The sequence below is a fragment of the uncultured Cetobacterium sp. genome, from assembly GCF_947038635.1.
Lineage (GTDB): Bacteria > Fusobacteriota > Fusobacteriia > Fusobacteriales > Fusobacteriaceae > Cetobacterium_A.
Window position 1 is genome coordinate 1 of sequence record NZ_CAMQXC010000055.1, and the last position, 13,523, is coordinate 13,523.

The following is a 13,523-nucleotide window of genomic DNA, read 5'->3' on the forward strand; positions in this document are numbered from 1 at the left end:
ACTTTCGAAGATTTAGAAATAATAAAAAAAATGTAGGATAAATTTTAAATTTATCCTATTTTAATTTTATTCTATTTTAGTATAAAAAAATTAAAACAAGACAAAAAGAATAAAAAAAGTTGTAAAAAAACTAGTATAATAGTATAATTATTCATATTTTATGAGGAGGGATTATAATGAAAAAGTCCGTATTTTTAACAAGTTTATTAATATGTGCAAATATTTATGCAGGAGAAATTCTAATGGGGACTACAACATCATTAGATGATACAGGGTTTTTAACTGAAATTTCAAAAACATTAAAAAATGAAAAAGGAATTGAATTAAAATGGATTGCTAAAGGTACTGGAGAAGCTTTAGAGCTAGGTAAAAGGGGAGATGTAGATATTTTATTTACTCATGATCCAGGAAGAGAAAAAAAGTTTATAGAAGATGGATATGGTGTAAAAAGATATCCTTTGATGTACAATTATTTTGTAGTTGTGACTGATAATGAGAAAGATTTAACAAATTATCCTAAAAACTTAAATAAATTATTAAGTAAGATAGCAACAGAAAATTTAGTATTTATATCAAGAGGAGATAAATCAGGTACACATTCTAAAGAATTAGCTATGTGGAAAGAAGCACAAGTTGATAAGAATTTTAAAAATTATAAAGAAGCTGGTTTAGGAATGGCTAAAACTTTAAATTTAACTTCTGAATTACAAGGATTTACGTTATCTGATAGTGGAACATTTTTAAAAGTAAAAGATAATTTTAAATTGCAAGAAGTTCCTTTAGATGAAAAAGAACCTTTAAAAAATATATATTCAATTTTAGAATTATCAAATGTTCAAGAGTCAAAAAAAGATGATATTAAGATATTTATAGAGTTCATGCAGTCAAAAGAAGCAGAAGAAATAATGAAAAATTATGGGAAAAGTGAATTTGGTACACCATTATTTTTTGTAGGTAATTAATGTGGATAAAGAGATAATAGAGATTGTTTTACTATCTTTATTTGTAACAGGAGTTGCAAGCATTTTAAGTTCAATAGTTGGATTTTTTATAAGCCTTGGATTATTTTTTAGAAAAGATAAAATTTTTAAAAAAATATTGGAGTTTTTCAGAGCTTTAACAGGAGTTCCAACAATAATATTTGGATTAGTAGTACTTCTAATGCTTTCAAGGAGAGGAATTTTAGGACCTTTAAATCTGTTATTTACGCCAACAGCAATAATAATAGCACAATTTTTATTGTTATTACCATTAGTTATAACATTATGTTCAGAGCTTTTAGAAGATGACGGTAGTAGAATTTTGACAACTTGTAAAATTTTACATATACCATCAAATAAATTAAATAAAGTTTTTTTTAGAGAGTTAAAAACTAGATTTTTAGGAATATTTTTAGTAGCTTTTGCCAGAGGAATTTCTGAAGTAGGATCAGTTATGTTGGTTGGAGGAAATATTAAAGGTCATACTAGAGTAATGACGACATATATAGCTTTATCAACATCTATGGGAAATTATAATACTTCTTTGGTGATAGCATTAATTTTATTTAGTATTTCTTTTCTATTAAATTTCTTAATAAAATGGGTGAAATAATTGATAGAGATCAAAAATTTAAAAAAATACTATGAAGATAGACTAATTCTAGAAGTAGCAAATTTAAATTTTTCCAAAGGAAAAATTTATTCAATATTAGGAAGAAATGGTGCTGGAAAGAGTACACTTTTAAAAATATTAGGTGGTATTTTATCTTATGATGAGGGAAATTTAAGATATAATGAGGATGAGGTGATTTTATCTACACAGGAACCATTATTTTTTAAAGGAAATGTTATTTATAACTTAACTGAACCATTTAAATTGAGAAATTTGAAAGTAGAATTAGAGAAAGTAACTATTTTTTTAAAAGAGTTTCAAGTAGAGGAGTTGAAAGAATCATCAGTGGATAATTTATCTGGTGGAGAAAAAGCAAAAATTCAATTTATTAGAACAATTCTTTATAATAAAAAAATATTACTCTTAGATGAGCCTACAGCAAGCATGGATAAAAAAAGCACATATATAGTAGAAAGAATATTAAGCGAATTAAGGAATACGGGGTGTTTAGTAATTATAGTAACACATGATTATGAACAAGCAGTAAGAATAAGTGATTATATTTACGAAGTAGATGAAGGAAAAATAATACAAAGGGGGACGTAATGTCTAAAGGTTTAATTAATAAGGTTTTTGATAAAGAAACTACAAGAAGAGAATTTTTAAAATTAACTGGGAAAGGAGTTGCTGGATTTGCAGTAACCTCTTCGATATTGTCAATGTTTGGTTTTGGTGAAGAAGCAATGGCAGCAACAGCTTTACCAGAAGGATTATTAGTAGTGGATAGATCAAAATGTACAGGATGCCAACGTTGTGAAATAACATGTACATTACAAAATGATGGAAAAGTTCAACCATTTTTATCTCGAATTAAAGTTGGGGAAAATTATAACTTTGGAACAACAGGTCCTAAAATAAATTACCAGTATGAAGATGGGCAAATGGGGAATTTAAAGATGTCTCCAGTAACATGTAAGCAGTGTAGAGAACCTTTTTGCGCCAATGCTTGTCCCAATGGAGCTATAGTAGCTGATGCAAGAACAGGTGCAAGGGTAGTTTTAAAAGATAAATGTGTAGGATGTGGAGTTTGTGCAGAGGCATGTCCATGGAATTTACCTACAATAGATACAGAAAATGGATATGCGACGAAATGTACAACTTGTGGATCATGTGTTAGAGGGTGTCCTACAGATGCTTTAAAAGTTATTAAGTGGGAAGATATTAGTAAAGCACATTTTTTTAGTAAGAGATAATTGAGGGGGATAAATAAAAAATGAGTAAATCGTATGGATGGGCAGGAAATATTTTAAGGGTAAATTTAACAACAGGAATAATAACTAAAGAACCTACGTCTAAATACAAAGATTTTATTGGTGGAATGGGGATAGGATATAAAGTTATATTTGATGAGGTACCAGCAGGAACAAAAGCTTTTGATGAGGATAATAAAATAGTATTTGCAGTTGGACCATTAACAGGGTCAGGAGCACCTTCGAGTTCTAGAACAAATATAACGTCACTATTTCCGTCAAATCCTTATAATGCTGTAGGGGATTCACATATGGGAGGAAATTTTGCAGCGCAATTAAAATATGCAGGTTATGACGCTATAATTATTGAAGGAAAATCAAATAAACCAGTTTGGTTAAAAATAGATAATGATAAAGTTTCTTTAGAAAGTGCAACAAGTGTATGGGGTAAAGGAATAAAAGATACAACAGCTCAATTGGGTGCAATAATGGGAAAAGAAGCTTCGATAGCAGCAATAGGTCAAGCTGGAGAAAACATGGTTAATCTTTCTGTAATTATGAATGGACTAAGTCATTCAGCAGGTGGACATGGTGGTGTATTAGGTTCAAAGATGTTAAAAGCTATTGGAGTTAAGGGAACTAATGCTGTTAATATTGCTGGAAAAGGCAGAGAGTTGCTGAAGTTAAATAATTACATGATGAAAGATTTAATTGGAGCTAATAATCAACATGTTGTACCAAGCACTCCACAACCTTGGTCTGAGTTCCACCATAAAGGAAGTAGATGGACAGCTAGAGAAGGATTAACTTGGGGAGCAGCAGAAGGTGGACCAATAGAAACTGGAATTGCAGCAGCAGGCGATGTAAATAAAGTGGGTTATAGAACGATGAAAGCTACATTTGATTTAGGCCCTTCAGCAGAAAAATATACAGTGAGAATGGGAGGATGCCAATCATGTCCAATTAGATGTATGAGTCAATTGAAAGTACCTAAATTACAAGATTACGGATTATCACCTTATGTAGCAAACACTTGTATGGGTTATTTCTCTCCTCAAAGAGTGATGTTTAAAGGAAATAAGGATATAGAAGAGAAAGGTGACGGAAAAATGTTTGCTGCAGTTATTGGAGCATCATTAGCTGATGATTATGGAGTATGGTGTAACTATGGTCTTATAGGAACAGATTTAAAACATGGGTATGAAAGCGGAATTTTTAAAAAGGTTTTACCAGAAGATGAATATAATTCTATTCCGTGGAATTTGTTAGAAGAAAAAGATCCAGCATTTTTAATTGATTTTTATAGAAGAATAGCTTATAAAGAGGGAGAGTTAAGTCATCTTGGAGATGGAGCATATTGGGTTGCTAAAAGATGGGACTTTGGAGATGATTATTGGAATAATCCTAAATATGGATTATGGTCAAGATTAGGATTTCCAAAACACCATTCTAACGAAACAAATGGCCAAGTGGGATCATTAATAAGTTGTATGTTCAATAGAGATGCTCAAAGTCATACTTTAGTAAATTTAGTTGGAAGCGGATTGCCAATAGAGATTCAAAAAGAGGTTGTAGCAGAGATTGTAGGTTCACCTGATGGAATAGATCCGCCATTAAATTATAGTCCAATGAATGAATATAAAGCTAAATTAGCTAAATGGGCAATTGTAAAAAATTGTTTACATGATTCTTTAACTCTTTGTAACTGGATGTGGCCAATGACAGTTTCTCCACATAAGTCAAGAAATTATAGAGGGGATTTAGCTTTAGAATCTAAGTTTATGACTGTGGTAACTGGAGAAAATTATACAGAAGAAAGTTTAGACTTAGCAGCAGAGAGAGTATTTACTTTACATAGGGCATTAACAGTAAAAAATATGAATACAATCAATATGAGAGAAGAACATGATGGAATGACTGATTGGGTATTCGATAAAGATCCAGATATCAAAGCATTTACTCCTGGAACAGATAAGATGGAGAGAGTGGATATGCAAGTTGCACTGACAATGTTCTATAAAGAGATGGGATGGGATGAAAAAACAGGAGCTCCCACAAAAGAAACATTAAATAGATTGGGAATGTCTGATGTTGCAGCAGAACTTGAAAGATTAAATTTATTACCAGCATAAAATAAAAAAGGAAGAGAAATGAATATAGAGATTTTAGCTCAATCTATAAGGGAGTCGTCAAAATTAGGAAAATTAATTAGTAGAGATGAATTAGAAAAGGAGCCTTTAAAAATAAAGGCTTCTAAAATTGAAAAAGTAATAGAAGAACTAAAAGATAATAAAAAAACAAAAGATATAGATATAATTAGAGGTAAAGTAGAAGTATATTTTTATTCAAAAGATTATATTAGTGATACATACAGAGATGTTTTATTTAATTTAAAAGAAAAAAATATTCAAGAAACAATAGTTGAGTTAGTTAGAAAAGAATCTCAATTATATCCAAGAGCAACGTCTTTAGAAATCTTTAAAATACCTCCATTTAATAGAAATGATATAGAAGATTTAATACAAGAGATATTAAAAAATAAAGAGTATATAGATATAAAAATAGTGGAAGCTTCAAATGGGACTAAATATCTTTTTTCTGATACATATATGATTTTTAGCCATGCAAAAGGATTATGTGAATGGACAGAGGTAGGGCAGTTTGAAAATCCATGAAAAAGGAGTAATATGTTAAAAAAAAGTAATGTATGTGAAGAAGCACCTGTAGAGCTTAAAGTGAATAGAGAAAAAATGGTAACTTTTATGTGTTCACCATATGATTTAGAAGATTTAGCTTTAGGTCATCTTTATACAAGAGGAATAATAAAAAGTAAAGATGAATTAGAGAGCATAGCAGCATGTAAAGATGCAAAACTTATTGCAACATATACTTTAGGAGAAGTAAAAGATGATTTATTTACTATTCCAAAAGTAGTTTTAAGTGGATGTGGAAGTGGAGCACTTTTTGATGAAAAAGTTATGCAAAAAGAAAAAATAGAATATCCTCGTCAAATATCTTTAGAAAGAATAAAAAAGGTTGCAAGAGAGATGTTGGAAGGTGCAATAATGTATAAAAATAGTGGTGGAATGCATTGTGCATCAATTGGAAATATAAGTGGTGAAGTTGTTATAAGAGAGGATATAGGAAGACATAATGCTGTTGATAAAGTTATTGGGGCTGCTTTAAATAAAGATTTTGATTTAAAAAATTCAGTTATAACAACTACAGGTAGATTATCTTTAGATATGGTACTTAAAGCTGTTGCAACTAAAATACCTGTTGTAGCTACAATTAGTATTCCAAGTAGCTTAGCAATCGAATTGGCAGAAAAGTTAGGAGTTTGTTTAATTGGAAGGATTGGAAAAAATGATCCAATAATTTATACTTTTGAAAATAGAATAAAATAAGGGGAGATAAAATATGTTTGGAAGATTAGGACCGTTTGAATTGATATTAATATTATGTATAGCATTGGTAGTTTTTGGACCATCAAAGCTACCAGAAATTGGAAAAAGTTTGGGGAAAGCTATAAAAGAGTTTAAAGGACATGCTAATGATATTAGTAAAGATATAGATCCAAATACACAATCAAAGAACGAGGGAAATAGTGAAAAATAAAAATTTAACAATGCTAGGACATTTAGCAGAGTTGAGAAAAAGAATGTTGTATATAGTTGTTGCTAATTTAATAACTACATTTATTTGTTATGAGTATTCAAACGTATTAATTGAAATATTTTTGAAAATGAATAAAAGTATGAAATTAGTTTACTTAACTCCTCCAGAGTTATTTTTAGCTTATCTAAAAATATCTTTAATAGGGGGAGTTATTTTAGCATCACCAATAACAATTTTACAGATATGGACTTTTGTATCTCCAGGTCTTTATAGAGATGAAAGATTATATATAGTTGGATCCTTTATAGGTGGATTGATATTTTTTGTAACTGGAAGTTATTTTGCATATAGGATGGTATTACCAACAATGTTGGAGTTTTTTCAAAAGTTTCAAAGAGATGAAATTGCTCAAATGATTTCGATAGGATCATATTTAGATTTTGTATTAAGTATTATTTTTACTTTTGGAATTGTATTTGAAATGCCTGTTTTAGCAGCTTTATTAGCAAAATTAAAACTTATAAAAGCGACAACATTGAAGAAGAAGCAACCAATTATGATATTAATAATATTTATAGTAGCAGCAGTAATGACACCACCAGACATAATATCTCAAATTATGTTAGCACTTCCAATGATATTATTATTACAGTTAAGTATAGGTATTTGTTGGTTAATAAATAAATATCAGGAGGAATAATGAGATTTTTTAAAACAGTGAGTTTAAAAGAGGCTATAGATAGTATAGTGTCAAAATTAGATAAAGAATTAAAAATAGAAGAGGTTTTATTAGAGAACTCTTTAAATAAAATTATAGCAGAAAATATAGTATCAAATATAGATTTACCATCATTTGACAGATCTACAGTAGATGGTTATGCCGTAAAAGCTAAAGATGTTTATGGTGCTAGTGAATTTTCTCCGATTCCTTTAAAGAATATAGGAGATGGAAAAATGGGAACAGAAAATAATAATAATATAGATTCAGGTCAGTGTATGTATATACCAACAGGAGGGATGCTTCCTGTTGGAGCAAACGCTATGGTTATGATAGAGGATTGTGAAGCTTTAGGAGAGGAAATATTAATTAATAAAGGTGTTGCACAGCTTTCAAATATAATTATAAAAGGGTCTGAGATAAAAAAAGGAGATGCACTAGTTAAAGCAGGTGAAATAATAACATCAAGCCATATAGGGGTTTTATCGTCTATTGGAATATCTAAAGTTAAAGTTTATGAGAAAATGAAGTTTTCAATTATTTCTACAGGAGATGAAATTGTAGAATTAGGAAAAGAATTAAAAATAGGTGAAGTTTATGATATAAATACAAATATTTTTAGAGCTTTAATAGAAGAGGGGTTAGGAGAGGTTATTAGTACATTTTTAGTAAAAGATGATTTAAGTATTCTATCATCAACATTGGAAAAAGCTTTAGAAACAGCTCATGTTGTATTAATTTCAGGAGGTAGTTCTGTAGGTGTAAGAGATTTTACAGAAAAAGCTATAGAGGATATAGGAGGTAGTATATTTGTTCATGGAATATCTTTAAAACCTGGAAAGCCTACTATAATAGCGAAATATAAAAATAAATTCATTTTTGGAATGCCAGGACATCCTCAATCAGGGGTAAATGTTTTTAAAGCTCTAGTTGAACCAGTATTTTTAAATAAAAAAAGAATAAAAATATATGGTGAATTAAAAGAAAATATTTATGGTGATCCAGGAAAAACATGTTTCATAAATGTTAGGTTAAAGACAGATAATCAAAAAGTACAAGTTTATCCAGTTATTAGTAAATCTTCTATGATAAGACCAATTTTAGATGGAGATGGTTATATAATTATACCAGAGTATAAAGAAGGGCTGTATAAAGGTGAGCTAGTGGAGGTTGTATTAAATGTCTAAAAGAAATATTTATATAGATAATATTGATGTAGAATTAGCTTTAGAAAAGTATTTTTCAGAAATATCTTTTGATTTTAAAAGCGAAAAAATATCAGTTTTAGATTCTGTAGGAAGAGTTACTTCCAAAGCAGTTTATGCTAATTATTGTTCTCCTACATACCCAGCAAGTGCAATGGACGGAATTTTTATTTTTTCTGAAAAAATAAAAGAAGCAACAGAAGTAACACCTGTGTACTTGAATAAAAATGATTTTAAATATGTAAATACAGGAAATCCATTGGATTTATCTTTAGGAGATTGTGTTGTTATGATTGAAGAGTTAATTGAATTGGAGGATGGAAACTTTAAAATCATAAAAAATGCAAAACCGTGGCAACATATAAGACCAATGGGTGAAGATATTATAGCAGGCGAAATGTTAATAAAGTCAAATCATAAGATTTTACCTCAAGATTTAGCAGCACTTATAACTGGAGGAATAAAAGAAATAGAAGTTTATAAAAAACCAACTATAGCTATTATTCCAACTGGAGATGAAGTTATAGACATATTTAAAGAAGAGTTTAAGGAGAAATCAGTAATTGATTGTAATTCATATATTTTTTCAGCTCAAATAAAAGAATGGGGTGGAATACCATATATTCAAGAGAGATTAAAAGATAATTATAACGAAATGAAAAAAAGTCTAAATGAACTTTCTAAAAATTATGATGTTATAATAGTAAATGCAGGGTCTTCAGCAGGTAGTAAAGATTATACAAAAAGTGTAATTGAAGAAATAGGAGAAGTTGTTATTCATGGAGTAGCAATTAAGCCTGGAAAACCAACAATATTAGGAAAAATAAATGGAAAACCAGTTATAGGTATACCTGGCTATCCAGTTTCAGCGTATTTAGCAATGGATATATTTGTGAAACCACTTTTAGAAAAGATGACTAATATTTTCAATGTTGAAAGTTTTATAGATGGAAAATTAGGAAAAAGTATTGTATCATCTTTAAAGCACAAAGAGCTCGTGAGAGTAACTTTACATAAAAATAAAGATGAATATATAGTAATGCCTTTAGCTAGAGGCGCTGGTATTACAACGAGTTTATCAAAAGCAGATGGAATTTTAGAAATACCTAGGTCAGTTGAAGGAATAAGTGTAGGAGAGAGAGTAAAAATAAAATTACTAAAACCATTAAAAGAGATAGATAACAATTTAGTATCTATTGGAAGTCATGATGTTATTATGGACTTGATTGGAGATTCCATAAAACTATGTTCTACTCATGTGGGAAGTTTTGGAGGAATATTAGCAATAAAACAGAGAAATACAGATATTGCACCAATTCACATGTTAGATGAAGATACTGGAGAATATAACATTTCTTTTATACAAAAATATTTTCCAAGTGAAGATATGGTGTTAGTAAAAGGTGTAGAAAGAATTCAAGGACTAATAGTCCAAAAAGGAAATCCTTTAAAATTGAAGGAAATAAAAGATATATTAGAAAAAAATGTTAAATTTGTAAATAGACAAAGAGGATCAGGAACAAGGATACTTTTAGATTATTGGTTAAAGAATGAAAACTTAAATTATAGAGATTTAAAAGGATACGACTATGAAGTTGGAACTCATTTAGATGTAGCAATGGCTATAAAAAATGGAACAGCTGAAGCTGGGTTAGGAATAATGGAAGCTGCTAAAATAACAGATTTAGATTTTATTCCTTTAGCTAAAGAGGAGTATGATTTTTTAATAAATCCAGAGATAAAAAATAGTGAAAAGATTAAAGAGTTTATCAAATTTTTAAAATCTGATTTTTTAAAGAAAAAAATAGAGAGTTTAGATGGATATAGTTTAAATAAATCAGGTGAAGTTATAGAAATAAAATGCTCGAGATAATCTCGAGCATTTTATCTTTAAAGATTGAAGAAGATATCAATAGTTTCATCATCGGGCTTTTCACCTAAGAAAGATCCTAAAATGAAGACTAATAAACTCATAGCAATAACTGGTACAATTTGATGAAGACCAGAAAAGCTAATTTTAAAAACAGAAAAATATATGTATGAAGCTACACCAAAAATCATAGATGATATAGCACCAAGAGCATTGGCTCTTTTCCAATATAATCCCATAATAATAGGGCAGAAAAATGCAGCTTCTTGACCTGCTAAAGCAAAAAGATTTATCCAAACTAAAAGTTCAGGGGGATCAAGTGATAAAAGAAAAACAATTACTCCTATAAATAGTGAGGTAAAAAGTGAAAGTTTTTTAATTTTTTTATCCCCTGGATTGGGATTAATATAGTTAATATATAAATCTTTAACAATGGTTGCAGATGATAAAATTAAAAATGAATCAACTGTCGACATAATAGCTGCAAGAGGTCCACCTATAAATACACCAGCTAAAATAGGATGTAGTTTTGAAATAGCTAAAGTTGGAATTATCTTATCACCAATAGTTATTCCAGGAAGAATAGCAACTCCCATAACTCCAATTAAATGCATAACAAGCATTAAAATTCCAACAACAGATGTTCCAATAATCATTGCATTGTGCATGGATTTACTATCTTTAAATCCCATACATCTAACAGATGTAGCAGGAAGACCAAGAATAGCAACACCAACTAACATCCAAAAAGAAAGAATAAATGGTTTAGCAATTGCTCCTCCAGAATCTGGTGTCAAAAGAGCAGGATTTGTTTGTTCAATTGTTCTCATAATATTCTCCATTCCACCACCATTTTTTAAAAGAGTGAAAAATAAAATACCTGAAGCAATTAACATAACACCACCTTGAATGGCATCAGTTAAAGCAACAGCTCTAAATCCACCAATAGTTGTATAAGTAATTATAACAAAGGAAAAAATAACTAATCCAACAATATAGGGTAGTCCAGTAACACTTTCGAAAAGTCTTGCCCCTCCAACAAAGTTTGCAACAATAGTACCAATAAAGAAAACTAGCATAATAACAGATCCTAGAATAACAACAATGTCATTTTTATATCTTGCTCTAAGTAAATCAGTGATAGTAAGACCTCCAATTTTACGTGATATTATAGCTAAACGTTTTCCTAAAATTCCTAAGGTTAAAAAAGCGGTAGGTGTTTGAATACATGCAAGTAGAACCCAACCAAGTCCTAATTTATATGCAACTCCAGGCCCACCTATAAATGAGCTAGCACCTATATAAGTAGCAATAATTGTCATAGCAAGAACAAATCCACCCATGTTTCTGCTTCCAATAAAGTACTCCTCCATAAAATCAACACTGCCGCTATTTTTAATTTTATTGACTTTCCAAGCAACACCTAACATTAAAAAAAGATATAAAATAATTGGTAAAAGTATAAGCATTAATCCTCCTAATCTAAATCGACATCTTTAAAAAAGCATTTAACCGCTATAAAAACTAATATGTTTATAACAACCAACCCTAAAACACATGAATAGAAAAACCAGCTGGGTAATCCTAAAATAAATTCATTGGTATCTGATTTATAAATATATGCGAAATAATACCACCAGCAAAAATAAAAAAGATATAGTAGACAAGTAATAATTGCTTCTTTATTAATTTGTTTAATATTTTTTTTCATTAAAAACCTCCCTAACGTAAAAAAAGAGAGCATGTTTTGCTCTCTTTAAAGTTTTAGATACTATTGTCTTTCACTTTTTAACTTTTCAGCCATAACTTTAGCAATATTTTCTAATTTTTTTTGATCGTCTGGAGTTGGTTCTCCTTTAGCTTCAACAGCATCAGCGATAACTTCTAAACCAGGAAGAGCATCAGCAAAAGCTTGTATTCCTCTTACTCCACCACCGCTCCAAAGCATGTTTCCAAAAATTCCAAGATATCTATTTTTTAAACCGTAATTCTTTAATTTATGTAAAAGTCCTTGTAAAACAGGATAAACATCATTGTTATGAGCTGCAGATCCAATAATAAGCCCTTTATATTTCCAAATATCGCTAATAATATAAGAGTGATCAGTTTTTGAGGCATCATATATTTTTATATTTTTAATTCCATTCCAAGCAAGTTCTCTAGCAATAACATTTGCCATTTTTGCAGTTGTTCCATATAAAGTACCATACACAATAACTACACCCTCTTCTTCAGGAGTAAAGCTTGCCCAATTAGCAAAGTGATTGATAACTACAGAGATATCTTTTCTCCATAAAATTCCATGAGAAGGACAGATATATTTTATTTCAAGTCCACCTAATTTATTAATAGCATTTAAAACTTGAGGACCATATTTTCCAACTATGTTAGAATAATATCTTCTCATTTCATCTTCATAGAAAGAAAAATTAATTTCATCATCAAAGATTCCACCATCTAGAGTTCCAAAACTTCCAAAGGCATCATTAGAGAATAAAATTTTGTCAGTTATATCATATGTAACCATTGACTCAGGCCAGTGAACCATAGGAACCATAGCAAAAGTTAAAGTATGGTGACCTAAACTTAATTTATCTCCTTCTTTTATACAAATAAATTTTGATTCATCAAAATCAGGAATAAAAGCTTTAATCATTTTTAGTGTGATTACGTTACCAATAAGTTTTGCTTCAGGAAAATGAGCCATAACTTCTCCTAAAGAACCAGAATGGTCAGGTTCCATATGGTTAACTATAATATAGTCAAGAGCTTTTCCTTTTAAAATTCCATTTATTTTTTCAATAAATAACCCAGCAGTTGAGAAGTCAACTGTATCAATGATACAAGTTTTTTCATCGTTTATTAAATATGAATTATAAGCAACACCTTGCGGTAATGGCAAATAATTTTCAAATCTTTCAGTTTTTCTATCGTTAGTTCCAATCCAGAAAACTTTTTCTGTAATAGGCGCATGATAATGCATATTTTCCTCCTTGATATTTTAGTCTATATTAACTGTATATATTTTAATCTAAAATTATTAAAAATTCAACTATAATTGTAAAAATAAACAATAATTAAATATAGGTTAACAAAAACTATACAAAAAAAATATAAAAAGGACATTGATTTAATAAATAATGTAGAAAAAAATAAAAAAAGTTTTACGAAAATTCGAAGTGGTGATATAATCAAATCAAAGCTAGATATACAAAAATTACAAATAGGGAGATTTTATATGAATCCAATATTTTTACAAATAGGTAGTT

The 13,523-nt window shown here is 29.4% G+C and carries 14 protein-coding genes; 11 read left to right on the forward strand and 3 right to left on the reverse strand.

Annotation, left to right across the window (positions count from 1 at the left end; all coding sequences use genetic code 11):
- Positions 1–176 precede the first annotated feature (176 nt).
- Genes Q0V08_RS06650 through Q0V08_RS06700 form a run of 11 tightly spaced genes read left to right on the forward strand, consistent with a single transcriptional unit; the run spans position 177 to position 10,257 of the window.
- Positions 177–962 carry a substrate-binding domain-containing protein gene (locus Q0V08_RS06650; RefSeq protein ID WP_297433213.1) on the forward strand — a complete coding sequence of 262 codons (786 nt, stop codon included), beginning with the start codon at positions 177–179 and terminating at the stop codon, positions 960–962.
- Between the two features lies 1 nt (position 963).
- The gene (locus tag Q0V08_RS06655; RefSeq protein ID WP_297433215.1) at positions 964–1,593 is read left to right on the forward strand and encodes an ABC transporter permease; all 630 of its coding nucleotides are present in this window, start codon (positions 964–966) and stop codon (positions 1,591–1,593) included.
- Entirely contained in the window at positions 1,594–2,199 is a 606-nt protein-coding gene (locus tag Q0V08_RS06660; RefSeq protein ID WP_297433216.1) for an ABC transporter ATP-binding protein, read from the forward strand.
- Complete coding sequence (locus tag Q0V08_RS06665; RefSeq protein ID WP_297433217.1) at positions 2,199–2,846, forward strand: ferredoxin-like protein; 648 nt, start codon at positions 2,199–2,201, stop codon at positions 2,844–2,846. The genes Q0V08_RS06660 and Q0V08_RS06665 overlap by 1 nt, the downstream gene beginning before the upstream one ends.
- Before the next feature lie 20 nt (positions 2,847–2,866).
- Positions 2,867–4,975, forward strand: a complete 2,109-nt coding sequence (locus tag Q0V08_RS06670) for an aldehyde ferredoxin oxidoreductase (protein WP_297433219.1) — start codon at positions 2,867–2,869, stop codon at positions 4,973–4,975.
- 18 nt (positions 4,976–4,993) lie between these two features.
- Positions 4,994–5,518, forward strand: coding sequence for a hypothetical protein (locus tag Q0V08_RS06675; RefSeq protein WP_297433221.1), 525 nt, complete (start codon positions 4,994–4,996; stop codon positions 5,516–5,518).
- 12 nt (positions 5,519–5,530) lie between these two features.
- Positions 5,531–6,250, forward strand: a complete 720-nt coding sequence (gene fdhD / locus Q0V08_RS06680) for a formate dehydrogenase accessory sulfurtransferase FdhD (RefSeq protein ID WP_297433223.1) — start codon at positions 5,531–5,533, stop codon at positions 6,248–6,250.
- Between the two features lie 13 nt (positions 6,251–6,263).
- Positions 6,264–6,461, forward strand: coding sequence for a twin-arginine translocase TatA/TatE family subunit (locus Q0V08_RS06685; protein WP_023050495.1), 198 nt, complete (start codon positions 6,264–6,266; stop codon positions 6,459–6,461).
- The gene (tatC, locus tag Q0V08_RS06690) at positions 6,451–7,161 is read left to right on the forward strand and encodes a twin-arginine translocase subunit TatC (protein ID WP_297433226.1); all 711 of its coding nucleotides are present in this window, start codon (positions 6,451–6,453) and stop codon (positions 7,159–7,161) included. Before Q0V08_RS06685 ends, tatC begins: the two co-directional genes overlap by 11 nt.
- A complete protein-coding gene (locus tag Q0V08_RS06695; RefSeq protein WP_297433228.1) occupies positions 7,161–8,366 on the forward strand; it encodes a molybdopterin molybdotransferase MoeA in 1,206 nt (401 codons plus the stop codon). The genes tatC and Q0V08_RS06695 overlap by 1 nt, the downstream gene beginning before the upstream one ends.
- Positions 8,359–10,257: a molybdopterin biosynthesis protein gene (locus Q0V08_RS06700; RefSeq protein WP_297433230.1), complete on the forward strand. Its 1,899-nt coding sequence runs from the start codon at positions 8,359–8,361 to the stop codon at positions 10,255–10,257. The genes Q0V08_RS06695 and Q0V08_RS06700 overlap by 8 nt, the downstream gene beginning before the upstream one ends.
- Positions 10,258–10,274: 17 nt before the next feature.
- On the opposite strand, the gene panF is transcribed toward Q0V08_RS06700, so the two are convergent.
- The 3 genes from panF to Q0V08_RS06715 are packed head-to-tail and all read right to left on the reverse strand — an operon-like array spanning position 10,275 to position 13,237.
- On the reverse strand, positions 10,275–11,723 hold the full coding sequence (panF, locus tag Q0V08_RS06705; RefSeq protein ID WP_297433232.1) for a sodium/pantothenate symporter: 1,449 nt from the start codon (positions 11,721–11,723) through the stop codon (positions 10,275–10,277).
- An 8-nt stretch (positions 11,724–11,731) separates the two neighbouring features.
- Positions 11,732–11,965: a YhdT family protein gene (locus Q0V08_RS06710; RefSeq protein WP_297433234.1), complete on the reverse strand. Its 234-nt coding sequence runs from the start codon at positions 11,963–11,965 to the stop codon at positions 11,732–11,734.
- A gap of 60 nt (positions 11,966–12,025) precedes the next feature.
- On the reverse strand, positions 12,026–13,237 hold the full coding sequence (locus tag Q0V08_RS06715) for an FprA family A-type flavoprotein (protein ID WP_297433236.1): 1,212 nt from the start codon (positions 13,235–13,237) through the stop codon (positions 12,026–12,028).
- Between the last annotated feature and the right edge of the window lie 286 nt (positions 13,238–13,523).

What these genes read in the sequence shown, in the direction of transcription:
- Q0V08_RS06700 (WP_297433230.1), top strand. Translation starts at nt 8,359, where the DNA reads ATGTCTAAAAGAAATATTTATATAGATAATATTGATGTAGAATTAGCT.
- Q0V08_RS06650 (WP_297433213.1), top strand. Translation starts at nt 177, where the DNA reads ATGAAAAAGTCCGTATTTTTAACAAGTTTATTAATATGTGCAAATATT.
- Q0V08_RS06715 (WP_297433236.1), bottom strand. Translation starts at nt 13,237, where the DNA reads ATGCATTATCATGCGCCTATTACAGAAAAAGTTTTCTGGATTGGAACT.
- Q0V08_RS06710 (WP_297433234.1), bottom strand. Translation starts at nt 11,965, where the DNA reads ATGAAAAAAAATATTAAACAAATTAATAAAGAAGCAATTATTACTTGT.
- Q0V08_RS06695 (WP_297433228.1), top strand. Translation starts at nt 7,161, where the DNA reads ATGAGATTTTTTAAAACAGTGAGTTTAAAAGAGGCTATAGATAGTATA.
- panF (WP_297433232.1), bottom strand. Translation starts at nt 11,723, where the DNA reads ATGCTTATACTTTTACCAATTATTTTATATCTTTTTTTAATGTTAGGT.
- fdhD (WP_297433223.1), top strand. Translation starts at nt 5,531, where the DNA reads ATGTTAAAAAAAAGTAATGTATGTGAAGAAGCACCTGTAGAGCTTAAA.
- Q0V08_RS06670 (WP_297433219.1), top strand. Translation starts at nt 2,867, where the DNA reads ATGAGTAAATCGTATGGATGGGCAGGAAATATTTTAAGGGTAAATTTA.
- Q0V08_RS06675 (WP_297433221.1), top strand. Translation starts at nt 4,994, where the DNA reads ATGAATATAGAGATTTTAGCTCAATCTATAAGGGAGTCGTCAAAATTA.
- Q0V08_RS06665 (WP_297433217.1), top strand. Translation starts at nt 2,199, where the DNA reads ATGTCTAAAGGTTTAATTAATAAGGTTTTTGATAAAGAAACTACAAGA.
- Q0V08_RS06685 (WP_023050495.1), top strand. Translation starts at nt 6,264, where the DNA reads ATGTTTGGAAGATTAGGACCGTTTGAATTGATATTAATATTATGTATA.